The organism is Streptomyces mesophilus (assembly GCF_040300965.1).
GTDB classification, from domain to species: domain Bacteria; phylum Actinomycetota; class Actinomycetes; order Streptomycetales; family Streptomycetaceae; genus Streptomyces; species Streptomyces mesophilus_A.
Genome location: NZ_JBEPEW010000046.1, coordinates 37,123 through 52,176 on the forward strand (window position 1 = coordinate 37,123; position 15,054 = coordinate 52,176).

11 protein-coding genes and 1 pseudogene are annotated in these 15,054 nt (G+C 69.6%); 4 read left to right on the top strand and 8 right to left on the bottom strand.

The features are described 5' to 3' along the window. Positions 1-35 precede the first annotated feature (35 nt). Positions 36-473, top strand: a complete 438-nt coding sequence (locus ABT367_RS18340; RefSeq protein WP_352254118.1) for an Rv3235 family protein — start codon at positions 36-38, stop codon at positions 471-473. A 140-nt stretch (positions 474-613) separates the two neighbouring features. Here ABT367_RS18340 and secA read toward each other — a convergent pair whose 3' ends face one another. Then, the gene (gene secA / locus ABT367_RS18345; protein ID WP_352254119.1) at positions 614-3,475 is read right to left on the bottom strand and encodes a preprotein translocase subunit SecA; all 2,862 of its coding nucleotides are present in this window, start codon (positions 3,473-3,475) and stop codon (positions 614-616) included. A 226-nt stretch (positions 3,476-3,701) separates the two neighbouring features. Here secA and ABT367_RS18350 point away from each other — a divergent pair, with 226 nt between their 5' ends. Both ABT367_RS18350 and ABT367_RS18355 read left to right on the top strand, forming a co-directional pair. Next, a complete protein-coding gene (locus ABT367_RS18350) occupies positions 3,702-4,271 on the top strand; it encodes a GNAT family N-acetyltransferase (RefSeq protein WP_352254120.1) in 570 nt (189 codons plus the stop codon). Between the two features lie 125 nt (positions 4,272-4,396). Beyond that, positions 4,397-5,578, top strand: coding sequence for a winged helix-turn-helix domain-containing protein (locus tag ABT367_RS18355; RefSeq protein WP_352254121.1), 1,182 nt, complete (start codon positions 4,397-4,399; stop codon positions 5,576-5,578). Between the two features lie 60 nt (positions 5,579-5,638). Here ABT367_RS18355 and ABT367_RS18360 read toward each other — a convergent pair whose 3' ends face one another. The 7 genes from ABT367_RS18360 to mtnA form a co-directional block, all read right to left on the bottom strand. Next, positions 5,639-6,400 carry a response regulator gene (locus ABT367_RS18360; protein ID WP_199549334.1) on the bottom strand — a complete coding sequence of 254 codons (762 nt, stop codon included), beginning with the start codon at positions 6,398-6,400 and terminating at the stop codon, positions 5,639-5,641. A gap of 187 nt (positions 6,401-6,587) precedes the next feature. Continuing rightward, on the bottom strand, positions 6,588-7,286 hold the full coding sequence (hpf, locus tag ABT367_RS18365; protein ID WP_434975487.1) for a ribosome hibernation-promoting factor, HPF/YfiA family: 699 nt from the start codon (positions 7,284-7,286) through the stop codon (positions 6,588-6,590). Positions 7,287-7,638: 352 nt separating this feature from the next. Beyond that, the gene (locus ABT367_RS18370) at positions 7,639-8,406 is read right to left on the bottom strand and encodes a ComF family protein (RefSeq protein ID WP_352254122.1); all 768 of its coding nucleotides are present in this window, start codon (positions 8,404-8,406) and stop codon (positions 7,639-7,641) included. A 325-nt stretch (positions 8,407-8,731) separates the two neighbouring features. Further along, entirely contained in the window at positions 8,732-10,603 is a 1,872-nt protein-coding gene (locus tag ABT367_RS18375) for an LpqB family beta-propeller domain-containing protein (protein WP_352254123.1), read from the bottom strand. Further along, positions 10,593-12,662, bottom strand: a complete 2,070-nt coding sequence (gene mtrB / locus ABT367_RS18380) for an MtrAB system histidine kinase MtrB (protein ID WP_352254124.1) — start codon at positions 12,660-12,662, stop codon at positions 10,593-10,595. Before mtrB ends, ABT367_RS18375 begins: the two co-directional genes overlap by 11 nt. 1 nt (position 12,663) lies before the next feature. Continuing rightward, complete coding sequence (gene mtrA / locus ABT367_RS18385) at positions 12,664-13,353, bottom strand: two-component system response regulator MtrA (protein ID WP_200904315.1); 690 nt, start codon at positions 13,351-13,353, stop codon at positions 12,664-12,666. 162 nt (positions 13,354-13,515) lie between these two features. Beyond that, the gene (gene mtnA / locus ABT367_RS18390) at positions 13,516-14,676 is read right to left on the bottom strand and encodes an S-methyl-5-thioribose-1-phosphate isomerase (RefSeq protein ID WP_352254125.1); all 1,161 of its coding nucleotides are present in this window, start codon (positions 14,674-14,676) and stop codon (positions 13,516-13,518) included. Between the two features lie 149 nt (positions 14,677-14,825). Here mtnA and ABT367_RS18395 point away from each other — a divergent pair. Continuing rightward, a pseudogene (locus ABT367_RS18395) lies at positions 14,826-15,054 on the top strand (hypothetical protein); the annotation flags it as partial.

Here is a 15,054-nt window from a genome sequence, read left to right on the forward strand (position 1 = left end):
AACCACACCCGACCAGGCAGAACGGGGACCTTGCCATGACCGTAAGCAGCACCCGCCCGACGTCCCGCCGCAGCCCGGCACCCCGCGGGCCCGCCTCGCGCCGCGACCCGCGCCGCCCGGGGGAGCCGCGCCGCGTACCCGTCCAGCAGCGCCCGACGGTCATCCGCTACTGGTTCGCCGAACGGCTCCTGGCCGTCCTCAGCGGCCACCGCCCCGTGCACTGGATGCTCAGCCACACCGTGGGCGACGCCTACGAGCAGCTCGCACGGCTCGCTCCGCGCACCCCGCTGCGCACCCGGGGCACCCGTCCCGTCATCCGGGACTGCGGTGAGCACCGCCCCGAGGACGGCGTGATCGAAGCCTTCGCCCGTATCGCCGCCGGCGACCAGCTCAGGGCCATGGCCTTCCGCCTGGAGCAGGGACCCGACCGCCGCTGGAAGTGCGCCGCCGTCGAGGTCGGGGCTCCCGCGTAAGCCCGCCCAGGCCGATACGGAGACCGGGGCCCACACGAGAGCCAGGGCCCACACGAAAACCGGGGCCCCACACGAGCCAGGCCCCATACGAAAACCGGGGCCCCGCACAAATGCGGGACCCCGGCCACGTACAGCGAAAGCTACTTCTTGCGGCGGCGGCCGCCGCCCTTCTGCGCCTTGCGACGCTCCGCCCGGGTCATCCCGTCGGCAGCCGACCGCACCGGTCCGCCCGGACCGTCCTCGATCAGGTCGCCCTCGACGACGCCACCCTCACCGTCGACGGTCGGCGCCGAGAAGTGCAGCCCGCCACGGCGCTGCGGAGCCTCCAGGCCCTTGGCGCGGATCTCGGGGCGCGAAGCACTCGCGGGGACCGCGTCCTCCTTGTCGAGGGACGGCTTCGCGTCCTCGACCGGGACCTCCTCGACCTGCTGCTCGACCTGGACCTCCAGGTTGAACAGATAGCCGACGGACTCCTCCTTGATCCCGTCCATCATGGCGGTGAACATGTCGAAGCCCTCGCGCTGGTACTCGACCAGGGGGTCCTTCTGCGCCATCGCGCGCAGGCCGATGCCCTCCTGGAGGTAGTCCATCTCGTAGAGGTGCTCGCGCCACTTGCGGTCCAGGACCGACAGGACCACGCGCCGCTCCAGCTCACGCATGATGTCCGAGCCGAGCTGCTCCTCGCGCGCGTCGTACTGCGCGTGGATGTCCTCCTTGATCGCCTCGGAGATGAACTCGGCGGTCAGACCGGCGCGGTCACCGGCCTCCTCCTCGAGCTCCTCGACCGTGACCTTCACCGGGTAGAGCTGCTTGAACGCGCCCCACAGCCGGTCGAGGTCCCAGTCCTCGGCGAAGCCCTCGGCGGTCTCGGCCGCGATGTAGGCGTCGATGGTGTCGTCCATGAAGTGGCGGATCTGCTCGTGCAGGTCCTCGCCTTCGAGGACGCGGCGGCGCTCGCCGTAGATGACCTCGCGCTGGCGGTTGAGCACCTCGTCGTACTTCAGAACGTTCTTACGCGTCTCGAAGTTCTGCTGCTCGACCTGCGACTGCGCGGAGGCGATGGCGCGGGTGACCATCTTGTTCTCGATCGGCACGTCGTCCGGCACGTTGGCCATGGCCATCACGCGCTCGACCATCTGCGCCTTGAACAGGCGCATCAGGTCGTCGCCGAGCGACAGGTAGAAGCGGGACTCGCCCGGGTCGCCCTGTCGGCCGGAACGGCCGCGCAGCTGGTTGTCGATACGACGGGACTCGTGCCGCTCCGTACCGAGGACGTAGAGACCGCCGAGGTCGGTGACCTCGTCGTGCTCGTCCTTGACCGCCTGCTCGGCACGCTTCATCGCGGCGGGCAGCGCGGCCGCCCACTCCTCGATGTGCTCCTCGGGGTCGAGGCCCTGCTGGCGCAGCTCGGCCTCGGCGAGGTCCTCGGGGTTGCCGCCGAGCTTGATGTCGGTACCACGGCCGGCCATGTTGGTCGCGACCGTGACGGCGCCCTTGCGGCCGGCCTGGGCGACGATGATCGCCTCACGGTCGTGCTGCTTGGCGTTGAGCACCTCGTGCGGGATGCCCCGCTTGGAGAGCTGCTGCGAGAGGTACTCGGACTTCTCGACCGAGACGGTGCCGACCAGGATCGGCTGGCCCTTCTCGTGCTTCTCGGCGATGTCGTCGACGACCGCGTCGAACTTCGCCTTCTCCGTGCGGTAGATCAGGTCCGACTGGTCCATGCGGACCATGGGGCGGTTCGTCGGGATCGGCACGACGCCCAGCTTGTAGATCTGCTGGAACTCGGCGGCCTCGGTCATCGCCGTACCGGTCATGCCGGACAGGCCGCTGTCGTAGTCGTCGCGCTTGTAGAGGCGGAAGAAGTTCTGCAGGGTGATCGTGGCGAGCGTCTGGTTCTCGTCCTTGATGTCCACCCCTTCCTTCGCCTCGATCGCCTGGTGCATGCCCTCGTTGTAGCGGCGGCCGGCGAGGATACGGCCGGTGTGCTCGTCGACGATCATGACCTCGCCGTCGATGACGACGTAGTCCTTGTCCTTCTTGAACAGTTCCTTGGCCTTGATGGCGTTGTTCAAGTAGCCGACGAGCGGGGTGTTCACCGACTCGTAGAGGTTGTCGATGCCGAGCCAGTCCTCGACCTTGGCGACACCGGACTCGTGGATGCCGACGGTGCGCTTCTTCTCGTCGACGTCGTAGTCGCCGGTCTCCTCGATGCCCTTGAGCGGCTGGCCCGCCTCGCCCTTCTTCAGGCGCTGGACCAGCTTGGCGAAGTCGCCGTACCACTTGGTGGCCTGGTCGGCCGGGCCGGAGATGATCAGCGGCGTACGGGCCTCGTCGACGAGGATCGAGTCGACCTCGTCGACCACGGCGAAGTTGTGGCCGCGCTGGACGAGCTCGTCCTGCGACCAGGCCATGTTGTCGCGCAGGTAGTCGAAGCCGAACTCGTTGTTCGTGCCGTACGTGATGTCGCACGCGTACTGCTCGCGGCGCTGGGCCGGCGTCATGTTGGCGAGGATGCAGCCGACGCTCAGGCCCAGGAACTTGTGGACGCGGCCCATCATCTCGGAGTCGCGCTCGGCCAGGTAGTCGTTCACCGTGATCAGGTGAACGCCCTTGCCGGACAGCGCGTTCAGATACGTGGGGAGCGTGCCGACGAGGGTCTTGCCCTCACCGGTCTTCATCTCCGCGACGTATCCCATGTGCAGGGCGGCGCCACCCATGATCTGTACGTCGTAGTGACGCTGGCCCAGGACGCGCTTGGCGGCCTCGCGGACCGTGGCGAAGGCTTCCGGCAGCAGGTCGTCGAGGCTGTCGCCCGACTTGCCCTCGCTGTCGACGTACTCCTGGTAGCGCTCCTTGTACTCCTGGGTGAGCGCACGCAGCTCGGCGTCGGAGAGGCCTTCGAAGTCCTCTTCGATGGAGTTGACCTGGTCCGCAATGCGGTGCAGCTTGCGCAGGATCTTTCCTTCGCCTGCACGCATGAGCTTGTTGAAGACGGACACGAGGGTTGGTCTCCTTGCCGGTCGGGCGGCCTGGGGCGGTCGTTTTGTGGTGGTGCGGCGACGGCAGGAGCACCCCACCGCAACGGCCATCGTATGCGAGGAGCCCACCGCCTCGGGAGGTCCACCATCAGGTCCAACGGACAGGGGCCCCGGAAGGTGCCGCACTCCCTCAGCTCCCCGCGAAAATCCCTGGCCAAGAGTGAGCCCTCAGCCGGAGAATCCGTCAATGGACCCCGTGACCCTCACCACCGACCGCCTGACCCTCCGCCCGCTCGGCCCGCAGGACATCGACGCGGTGTACGAGGCCTGCCAGGACCCCGAGGTCGGGCGCTGGACGACCACCCCCGTTCCGTACCGCCGCGAGGACGCGGAGAGCTTCGCCGGGACGATCGCCCCCGAGGCCTGGGTCAGCGGCAAGGAGTACTGCTTCGCCGTACTCGACGAGCAGGGCCGGCTGGTGGCGGTGACCGGTCTGATGGAGCGTGTCGGCAACGCCCGCGAGATCGGCTTCTGGGCGGTCAAGGAGCACCGCGGCCAGGGCTATATGACCGAGGCCGTACGCGCGGTGACGCGCTGGGGCTTCGAGGAGCTGCACGTCGACCGCATCGAGTGGAAGGCCGAGGTCGGCAATCACGCCTCGCGCGCGGTCGCCGAGAAGGCCGGCTTCCAGCTGGAGGGCACGCTGCGCTCGGGCCTGCTCAACAAGGGCACCCGCAGCGACACCTGGGTCGCCTCGCTGCTGCCCAGCGATCTCGGGCTGCCTTCGCAGGACGCGTATCTGCCGGCCGAGAGCTGAACGGTCCTGGACGGAGACAGTCCCCTCCCGCCCGGGGGCCGAAGCCCTTTCCAGGCTATCGGCGGGCACTGACAACAGGACTGCCCCGACGGCCGGTTGTCAGTGCCGGCTCGTACCGTACGTACATGACCTCCACGCCCGACGTCGCCCTCTCCGCCGACGACGCCCGCCGTATCGCTCTGCGCGCCCAGGGGTTCCTCGGCGCTCCCGACCGGCGTGCGGGGGTGCGCGGGGTGCTGCGGCATCTGGGGTCGGTCCAGCTCGACACGATCTCGGTGCTCGCCCGGTCCCATGAGCTGATTCCGTACGCACGGCTCGGCGCCGTCGGCCGGGGGACGGTCGAGGACGCGTACTGGACCGACGGTCACGCCTTCGAGTACTGGTCGCACGCGGCCTGCATCCTGCCCGTCGAGGAGTGGCCGCTCTTCGCCTTCCGCCGCCGCGCGTACCGCAGCCGCCCGCACTGGAACCACCAGCTGGTCGACGGGGCGTACGAGCAGGTCATCAAGCAGCTGCGGGCCGAAGGTCCGCTCACGGCAACCGAGTTGGGCGGCGCGAAGAACAAGGGCGAGTGGTGGGACTGGTCCGACTCCAAGATCGCCGTGGAGCGCGCGCTGATGTACGGCGAGGTGGTCTGCACCGAGCGGCGCGGCTGGAAGCGGGTGTACGACCTGGCGGAGCGCGCCCTTCCCGGCCGGCTGCTGCATGACGACCTCGACGACGCGGAGTGTCTGCGGCGTCTGGTCCGGCAGTCGGGCGAGGCGCTCGGCGTGGGGACGCGCGCGGACATCGCCGACTATCACCGGCTCAGGAGCGAGCAGTTCGACGCGGTGGTCGAGGACTCGGGTCTGGTCCCCGTGGAGGTCGAGGGCTGGTCCAAGCCCGCCTGGGCCGACCCGGCGGCGCTGGCCTCGCAGCCTCGCGGACGGCACCGTACGACGCTGCTCTCGCCCTTCGACTCACTGATCTGGGAACGGGCGCGTACGGAGCGGATCTTCGGCTTCACGCACCGCCTCGAGGCATACGTTCCCAAGCCGAAGCGGGTGTACGGCTACTTCGCCATGCCGCTGCTCTCCGGAGGGCGGCTGCTCGGCCGCGTGGACCCGGCGCGTGAGGGCAGCACGCTCGTGGCCCGGCACGCCTCGCTCGACACCGCGAAGGCGGTGGAGCCGATGGCCTCGGCGCTGGTGGAGGCCGCGGGCTGGGTGGGCTGCACTTCCGTACGGGTGGAGAAGGTCACGCCCGTGGAGCTGCGGGCACCGCTGACGGCGGCGGTGAAGACGGCGGCGAAGGCACTCACCGCCTAGGGCCCGATCCACTGGACAGGCCATGGACCGCGCCCCGGGGCCCGGACGTGGGCCGGGATCTCACCGGATCTCGAGGATCTTCTCCCGCATCGCGTACACCACGGCCTCCATCCGGGAGTGCAGCTGCAGCTTCTCCAGGATGTTGCGCACGTGGTTCTTCACGGTGTTCTCGGAGATGAAGAGCTCCTTGGCGATGTCCCGGTTGTTCATCCCGGTCGCCACCAGCTTCAGGACTTCCAGCTCGCGGTCGGTCAGGCGCGGCGCGGGCACGAGCCTGCGCTCGTCGGTGCGCTGGATCATCGACTTGAACTCGGTGAGCAGCTTCGAGGCCATCGACGGACTGATCTGCGACTGCCCGTCCGCCACCGCGCGAATGGCCGTGGCGACCTCGTCGGTGGAGATCTCCTTGAGCAGATAGCCGGTGGCGCCGGCCTTGATCGCATCGTAAAGATCGGCCTCTTCGTCACTGATCGTCAGCATGATGATCTTCGCGCTGGGGGCCACCTCCTTGATCGAGGTGCAGGCCTCGATGCCGCCGCGCTTGGGCATCCGCACATCCATCAGCACGATGTCGGGCAGCAGATCGGCGGCCTTGTCCACGGCCTCCGCTCCGTCCCCGGCCTCCCCGACCACCTGGATGTCCTCCTCCTGGGCGAGGACGATCTCGAGGCCCCTGCGGAACAAGGCGTGGTCGTCCACGACGAGCACCCTGATCGGTTCCTTGCGCGCGGCGTCCAGGTCGGCGTCCTGGCCGATGCCCGCTCCGACGCGGACGCCGTCAACGGCATCCTCGTCACGCATCGGTCCGAAACTGTCCGCCATCGTTCCTCCCCCTGAAGGCCGAGGCCTGTGTGGTCCGCCAACCCGCTTCGGCAGTAAGCGGGTTGGTCTGCGAGCCCATGATTTCATGCCGGGACGTCAGTGCAGTGCCCCAAGGGGTCGCACACCGGTGCCCCCGGGGGCACATGGACGTCCCCAGGGGCACCGACGGTCGGATCACCGCGGAACATCAGCCGCCGAGCGCACCGCCCGCACCGGGCGACCCGTCCGCGTCGGCCTTGGCCACCATCGGGTCCGTGTTCAGGTGGATGACGCCGTAGTCGTAGGCGTGCCGCCGGTAGACGACACTCGGTTCCTTGGTCTCGGAGTCGACGAACAGATAGAAGTCGTGCCCGACCAGCTCCATCTCGTAGAGCGCCTGGTCGAGCGACATCGGGGCGGCCACGTGGGTCTTCTCGCGGACCACCAGCGGCCCTTCGCCCTGGATCTCGAGGGAACCGATGCGCTTGGTCGGCACCTGGTCCGACGCGTCCTCGGCGGGTGAGCCGTCCCCGTTGAGCGTCGCGGCGCCCGGGACGCGGTCGGCCACCTCGGCCGCCGACAGCCTGCCGTTGCCACGCCGGGAGGAGCGCTTGCTGTGCTGCTTGCGCAGCCGGGCTTCCAGCTTCTCCTGGGCCAGGTCCAGCGCCGCATAGGGGTCGCTCGCGGATGCCTCTGCCCGGATCACCGGCCCACGCGAACGGAGTGTGATCTCCACCCGGTCGCTGCGGTCGGCCTGACGGGGGTTGGGCTCCTTGGACACCTCGACGTCGAGGCTGATCACCTTGCCATCGAGCTTCTGGATCTTCTCCAGCTTCAGCTTCTCGGCCACGTGCTTGCGGAACCGCTCGGGCACCTCGGTCTTGCGGCCCTTGACGACGATGTCCACGCAGAACTCCGTTCCCGGATAGCTCCGCTCCTACAGGCGGAGCATCTCCCTTTTGCACCAGACTCCGGTGAGCCCCGGAGCCTCGGACTCGGTGACTTCCACCTCCTCCTCCCCCGTGGACAAGATCTCCACCCCACCGCTTACGGGTGATTGCCGTAACCCCTTCGGCAATCACGGCAGCGCGGCATTCGGATATACGAGGCGTACTTCCCGGAAAGGTTCTTGGAAGCTTCTCCGGAGTCCTCACAACCGAACATATCTCGCCCGGACGGATGTCGTCACCCTCTACTGCCGCGTACCTCCGTTCAGGTGAAAGCGCACTCTCACTACCTGCAACGATGCAAGTTCTCAGTCAGTTCCGGTTTATTTCGAAAGAATCCGGTGAAGCGGCAACGACCGCGGCCTGTGTTCGAAGTTTTCCCCCGCTTCCCGCGCTCCTCGGGCTTTCCGCTCCCGGCACGCACACCGCCCTTTCCGTCGGCGCGGCGGCGCGCAATGCGCGGGCCGCCTCGGTCAGCGAAGCGCCGGTCGTCATGAGGTCGTCCACCAGCACCACCCGTCCCGCCGCCAACAACCGTTCCCTACCCGGAACAACGTGCAGTGCACCCGTCAGGTTCATCAGCCTCCGTCGCGCGTCGAGCCCCGACTGGTCCGCCACCTCCCGCCGCTGCCGCAGCACGGGCAGCACCCGCGCCGGCACCCCGTCCCGCCGCAGCGCACGCGTCGCCGCCAGGGCGATCCGGCGCACCGGATCATGCCCCCGCGCCGCCGTGGCCCGCCGCGCCGACGGCACCGGGACGAGCAGCAGTGGCCCACCGTCCGGGTACGCACCCGCTCCCGCGCACACCGCGCGCGCCAGCGCCTCGCCCAGCGCTCCCGCAAGCGGCAGAGCGCCGCGCTCCTTGTGCGCGAGCAGCACCGCACGCACCGCGTCCGCGTAGGGCGCCGCCGCGTGCACGGCGGGCAGCCCCGGCGGCGCGGGCATCGGACGCACCCGGCGCGGAGCGGCTCCGTACAGCGCTCCGCGACAGGGCTCGCACAGCGCCGTACGGGCGCGACCGCAGCCACCGCAGTCCGCCGGCAGCACCAGGTCGGTGAAGTCCTGCCACCACCCCCGCATGTCCCCACTGTGCCAAGGAGCAAGACGTCCGACCAGCCCTGTGGATAACTGCACGGAACGTGACGGGACTGTGGACAACTCCCCTCGGGAAACGGGAGGTTGACACCCGCCTACCCGGCCCGCGGATGCTCATCCCGGGCGATTCCGTGGACGCTCATCCCGAGCGATCCCTGGACCCTCACCCCGGATAGACCGGAGCTCACCTCGGACAGACCGGAGCTCACCTCGGACAGACCGGAGCTCACCTCGGACAGACCGGAGCTCACCTCGGACAGACCGGAGCTCACCTCGGATAGACCGGAGCTCACCTCGGATAGACCGGAGCTCACCCCGGATAGACCGGAGCAGTCCCCTCCTTGACTACCACCTTCCAGTCCTCGCCCTCGGCACGCCGCACGATGCCGTCCTCGGAGTGCGCGACGAGCGCCAACTGCTCGTTCTCGGAGGCAGCGACCGCGGTGACGCCGTCCAGACCCGGCAGCGCGGGCTCGTCCGGCAGCGAACCGTCGCTCTGCACGAACCGCATCTGCTGCACCCCGCCGGCCTCCTTGCCCACCACGAGCAGCCGGCTGCCGCCGGCCCAGGACATGGCGGTGACCTCCATCTTGGGTGCGGCGGGCCGCAGTTCGGTGACGGAGAGCTCCGGCTTGCCCCCGGACGTCGTGCGCAGAACACGGCCGATTCGCAGCCCGGTCTTGCCGTCCTGCTCGACGAGCAGCGCGATCCGCACCCCGTCGGCCGCCACCCGTACCGCCTTGATCCGGCCTTCGCCGTCGGCTCCCAGCTGCCGGTCGAACGCGACCTCGACCGGCTCGCCCCGCCCCTTGTCCAGCCACAGCAGCCGCGGGTTCTCGGGGTCCTGGTCGGCCACCCACAGATCGCCGCGCCCGTCCCAACTGGGCGGTGCGAGACGCTCGTCCTCCTTGGGCGCCTTGCTGGTCACCTTCGCCTTGTCCAGGGAAGCGCCTTCGAGCATGGCGCCCACGAACAGCGAACTCCCGTCCCCGGACACCCCCGCGGCCCACTTCTCGTCACGCGATACGGCGGCCGAACGCAGCTCCTGCTCCCCCGAGCCGATCTCACCGTCCACCGGTTCGCTCACGGAGCTGCTCTTCGGCATCCGTACCAACTGGTGCTTCTTGTCGATGAAGTACTGGTAGCCGGGCTGCCCCGCCGGGTTGGGCGCGAGGGCCTTGGCCCCGCCCTCGTCGAGCACGCACAGCGAGGACTCCCCGTCCGAACGCAGCAGTTCCACCTGCTCGATCCCCGACGGCTTGGTCAGATCGTTCAGCGTGAAGTAGATCTGGGCGGCCATCTTCTTGCAGAGGTCCCGCTTGACTCCGTCGGCCTTGCTGTTGAGCGGCACCCGCAGCCGCTTCTGGTCGTCCGGGATGAGCTCCTTGGTGCCCTTGCGCAGGGTCGTATCGCTCGGGAATCGCGAGGTGACCACGGGATCGAGCCAGCTGGTGGGCCCCTTGAGGAGTGCCTTGACCACATCGGTCAGCGGCGGCTCCGGATCGCCGCGCACGTAGACCGGGTCGGCCACGAGCGGCGCGGGCTGCGGCTGCTCGTCGTCGCCGCGCGCCATGTTCGACGCGTAGTAGTACTTGTTGACCGACTCGTAGAGGCGCTGGAAATCGGTCTCGCCGAGCACCACACCGACCGGCGGCTTGGAGATCCGCCACTGGCCCCCGGTCTTCCCGCCGGTCTTCCCGCCCTCCTTCACGAGCTGGATGGACTCGCTGTACCGCTTGGCCTCCGGCTGGTACGCGTGGTCGGCGTCGATCGTCGCCACCGCGTTGCCGTCCAGCTCGTAGCCGTAGCTCTCGGCGGTCTCCAGTTCCTGCACGGGGCTCAGCGACGACGCCTTCGGCCCGTCCTCGAGGACCGTCGTCAAACTCTCGGGATTCCAGCTCTTCGCCGCTTCGGCGGTGAGGTACTTGCGCGCGATCGAGTAATCGGGGTCATCGCCCGTCAGCGTCTCGAGGAAACCGTCGAGGATCTCCCCGGGCTTGGCGTTGTCCTTGGGCGGCGCCGCGAAGACCCGGACCCGCGGCTCGTTCGGCGACGCGTCGACCGGCTCGGGCTCGCCGCTGCTGGGCATCGACGCACAGCCGACGAGCAGCACACCGCCACAGCCGAGCAGCGCGACCTTGCGGCCCAACAGCCGCCCGCGCCCCACACGTTCAGCGCCCACGCCTGCCCTCCCCTTCGGTCACACCTTCGTCCGCCACGTCCGCTTCCCGGGACACCTGCGGCCCTTCCCGTACGGGAAGTCCGCCGGGCTCGTCGTCCCGGCTGCGCGTCGGACGCGGCACGACACGCGCACCATTGCCGGGCAGCGCCGTGGGATCGACGGAGTGTCCCCTGGGAGGTACGGACGCGGCGGTGGGTATCGGCCCCGATACGCGCTCCTGGGCGGCCTGGGCCGGAACCGTGGCGCGCTTGCTCTGGCCGCCCGAGGGCAGCCCCGCCTCGCTGAGGCCGCGATTGCGGCGAGAGTCCTCCGGCTCCAGCGGTATGGGCGATCCGCGCAGCGGCTCGTCCGCGGTGCGCGGCAGCGTCAGCCGGAACTGCGAACCGCCGCCCGGCTCGCCCCACGCCTGCAGCCAGCCGCCGTGCAGCCGTGCGTCCTCCAGGGCGATCGACAGACCGAGTCCGGTGCCGCCCGTGGTGCGGGCACGGGCCGGATCGGCGCGCCAGAAGCGGTTGAACACCCGGGTCGCCTCACCCGGCTTGAGCCCCACGCCGTAGTCGCGCACGGCCACCGCCACGGCGCCGCCGGCCGAGGCCAGACGCACCACGACGTCCTTGCCGTCGCCGTGCTCCACCGCGTTGACCACGAGGTTGCGCAGGACGCGCTCGACACGGCGGGCATCCGCCTCCGCTATCACCGGCTGGCTGTCGCCGACGATCCGGACCCGGCTGCCCTTGCGCTCGGCCAGCGGTTCGGCGCCGCCGACGACTCTCCGTACGACCTCACGCAGATCTATCGGCTCGGCCTCGAGCGCGGCCGCGCCGGCGTCGAAGCGGCTGATCTCCAGCAGATCGGCGAGCAGCGATTCGAACCGGTCGAGCTGATCGGTGAGCAGCTCGGCGGAGCGCGAGGTCACCGGGTCGAAGTCGACGCGCGCCTCATGGATGACATCGGCGGCCATACGGACGGTCGTCAGCGGAGTACGCAGCTCGTGCGAGACGTCGGAGACGAAGCGGCGCTGCATCCGCGAGAGGTCCTCGAGCTGCTGGATCTTCAACTGGAGGTTCTGCGCCATCTTGTTGAAGGCCTCGCCGAGGCGCGCGATGTCGTCCTCTCCGGTGACCTTCATCCGCTCCTGCAGACGCCCGGCCGAGAGGCGCTCGGCGATCCCGGCGGCCATCCGCACCGGCGTCACGACCTGGCGCACCACCAGCCAGGCGATGGCGCCGAGCAGCACCACGACGAACAGGCCGGCGGTCGCGAGAGTGCCCTTGACCAGGGTCAGGGACTCCTCTTCCTGAGCGAGCGGGAAGACGTAGTAGAGCTGGTACGGATTTCCCTCGACGTCGTCGAGGCGCTTGCCGATGACGAGCCCGGGCTCGGGGGCGTGCCCGGCCTTCGGGGTGTAGACCACGGTGGAGAAGCTCTGGAAAGCGCTTGAATGCTTGTCGATCTGCTGCCGCAAGGCATCAGGGACCGTCTCGGTGGATACGTCGCCGGAGGAACGCGGCAACCGGTTGCTTCCCGAGCCGCCGCCCGCACTCGACGCGATGGCCAGGACGTGGAAGGCGTTCTGCCCACCGCTGGCCAGTTGGTACACGGTGTCGGTCAGCCATGCGTTGGCCTCCCCGCCCGAGCCGCCGCGCGTCGCACCCTCCGAGCCGTCGTCCCTGGACGCACCGGCCAGGCCCTCCGCCACCTTGAAGCCGCCGGTGGCCTGGATCTGCGCGGCATTCTTCTTGGCCTCGAGCAGCCCGTTGCTCACCTGGCTGATGACCACGAAGCCGAGCACGAGCACCACGACGATGGACATGAGCAACGTGCTGGCGACCACCCTCAGCTGGATGTTGCGCCGCCACAGCCGCATCACGGGCAGCAGCGGACGCCGCACCCAGCGCGTGAAAAGCCGCAGGAAGAGGCTGCTCTGCACCCCGTCCTGAAGCAGCAGTCCGCCCCTGCGGAACCGCCCGATCAGGGACGTGCGCCCGCCGGGGCCCACCGGCCGCTCCGGACGCCGGCCCTGCTGCCCGGACGCCGAAGCGGCACTGTCCCCGGGCACGTCAGCTCGGTCCGGCCTTGTAGCCGACGCCGCGCACGGTCACCACGATCTCGGGGCGCTCGGGGTCCTTCTCGACCTTCGAACGCAACCGCTGCACATGCACATTGACCAGACGCGTGTCCGCCGCATGCCGGTAGCCCCACACCTGCTCGAGCAGCACCTCACGGGTGAACACCTGCCACGGCTTACGGGCAAGCGCGACCAGGAGGTCGAACTCGAGCGGCGTCAGCGCGATCGACGCGCCGTCCCGCTTCACCGAGTGGCCGGCCACGTCGATGACGAGGTCACCGATGGTCAGCTGCTCCGGTGCGGGCTCCTCCGACCTCCGCAGCCGCGCCCGGATACGGGCCACGAGCTCCTTCGGCTTGAACGGCTTCACGATGTAGTCGTCCGCGCCCGATTCGAGCCCGACCACCACATCCACGGTGTCGCTCTTGGCGGTGAGCATCACGATCGGCACGCCGGACTCGGCCCGGATGAGACGGCAGACCTCGATGCCGTCCCTGCCGGGCAGCATCAGGTCGAGCAGCACCAAATCGGGCTTGGCCTCCCTGAAGGCAGCCAGCGCCTTGTCTCCGTCAGCTACGAACGACGGCTCAAAACCTTCTCCACGCAGCACAATGCCGAGCATCTCGGCCAGCGCGGTGTCGTCGTCGACGACAAGGACTCGTCCCTTCATAGACGACATCATCCCATTCTTGTAACGGCGGAGTAGGCCCTGGTGAGGTAGGTCACGGGCTCGTGACGCTAGTCGCCTGGAGCAGTCACTGTCTGCCCCTGTGCACGGACGCCGACACACGAGCCCTCGCGCGGGCCCAATCGGCGCTCTGAACCATGGAGTTCGGCCGAAACCTCACTCCTTGTGAACCCCTTCCTGCTCCCGAAGACCTCGCGCGCACAGCTCCGCCAGCGCATCGGCAGTGACCGGGGACACCACCCCATGCTCGGTGACGATCGCGGTCACGAGCTCCGCCGGTGTCACATCGAAGGCCGGGTTGTACGCCTGCGTGCCCAGCGGCGCCACCGGGATCCCGCCCCCTGGCTCCACTCCGGCCGTCGGCAGCTGCGGCGCGGCGAACTCCGTCACCTCCTGCCCTGCCCGCTGCTCGACCTCGATCGAAGCCCCGTCCGGGGTGTCCGCGTCGACGGTGCTCAGCGGCGCGACCACGATGAACGGCACATGGTGATAGCGGGCCAGCACGGCGAGCGGATAGCTCCCCACCTTGTTCGCCACAGCCCCGTCCGCCGCGATCCGGTCCGCACCGATCAGCACCGCGTCCACCTCCCCCGCCGCGAACAGCGAGCCCGCCGCGTTGTCGGTCAGCAAGGTGTACGGCATGTCATTGCGCGCCGCTTCGTACGCGGTGAGCCGAGCGCCCTGCAGCAGCGGCCGGGTCTCGTCCACCCAGAGCCGCCGCAGCCTGCCGCCCCGGTGGGCCTCGAGCGCCACAGCGAACGCCGTGCCCTCACCACCGGAGACCAGCGCCCCCGTATTGCAGTGCGTGAGGATCCGGTGCGTGCCGCCCGACAACAACTCGTCGAGCAGCTCGAGACCGTGCCCCGCCATCCGCCGCGAGGCCTCGGCGTCCTCACGGTGCAGGGCCCGCGCCTCGGCGAGCGCCGCCGCGGCCGCCTCGGCCTGGTCCGCGCCGTCCTGGAGCGCCGCCCGATGCGCATCGCGGGCACGCGCCACGCCCCGGGCGAGGTTGACCGCGGTGGGCCGCGCGGTGGCCAGGGCGTGCGCGGCCTCCTCGACGTCGAAGCCGCGCACCGCGGCCAGCGCCACTCCGTAGGCGCCCGCGATCCCGAGCACCGGGGCACCGCGCACCGCAAGCGACTGGATCGCCTGCACGAGAGCAGGGGCGTCGGTGCACACCCACTCGACTTCCTCGGCCGGGAGCCGGGTCTGATCGAGGAGCACGAGCACGGGGCCTTCAGGTGGCTCCTCCCACCGGATCGCAGGGATGAACTCGGGCCGGCCGTCCTTGAGGGATGGTGCGTACTGATCAGCCATCCGCCCAGTCTGCCCCGTACCCGATGGACAATTGAAGGTGCACAGCCATTGCAGTGCCCTGCCTGCCCGGCCCACGAACGGGTATGCCGTGGCACGATGGCTGCCAACCTGCCGCCGCACACGCGGACGGGCACCGTGAAGGAGCGACGATGAACGACACTCCGGGCTGGGCTTCGCCCGGATCTGCCCCCTCCGACGGGCAGCCCGACGGGCAGCCCTCTGGAGAAGGTCACACCGTGCCCCGCCCCGCCGAGCCCGCAGACCCGCAGGACGCCGCCCAGGACAAGTGGTCCAAGCAGCAGCCGCCCGCCGGCCAGTGGTCCGCTCCCGGCGCGCCGGGTCAGCGGCCCACGCCCGGACCTCAGCAGTGGGGCGGCC

What these genes read in the sequence shown, in the direction of transcription:
- ABT367_RS18340 (WP_352254118.1), top strand. Translation starts at nt 36, where the DNA reads ATGACCGTAAGCAGCACCCGCCCGACGTCCCGCCGCAGCCCGGCACCC.
- ABT367_RS18350 (WP_352254120.1), top strand. Translation starts at nt 3,702, where the DNA reads ATGGACCCCGTGACCCTCACCACCGACCGCCTGACCCTCCGCCCGCTC.
- ABT367_RS18355 (WP_352254121.1), top strand. Translation starts at nt 4,397, where the DNA reads ATGACCTCCACGCCCGACGTCGCCCTCTCCGCCGACGACGCCCGCCGT.
- ABT367_RS18360 (WP_199549334.1), bottom strand. Translation starts at nt 6,400, where the DNA reads ATGGCGGACAGTTTCGGACCGATGCGTGACGAGGATGCCGTTGACGGC.
- ABT367_RS18370 (WP_352254122.1), bottom strand. Translation starts at nt 8,406, where the DNA reads ATGCGGGGGTGGTGGCAGGACTTCACCGACCTGGTGCTGCCGGCGGAC.
- mtrA (WP_200904315.1), bottom strand. Translation starts at nt 13,353, where the DNA reads ATGATGTCGTCTATGAAGGGACGAGTCCTTGTCGTCGACGACGACACC.
- mtnA (WP_352254125.1), bottom strand. Translation starts at nt 14,676, where the DNA reads ATGGCTGATCAGTACGCACCATCCCTCAAGGACGGCCGGCCCGAGTTC.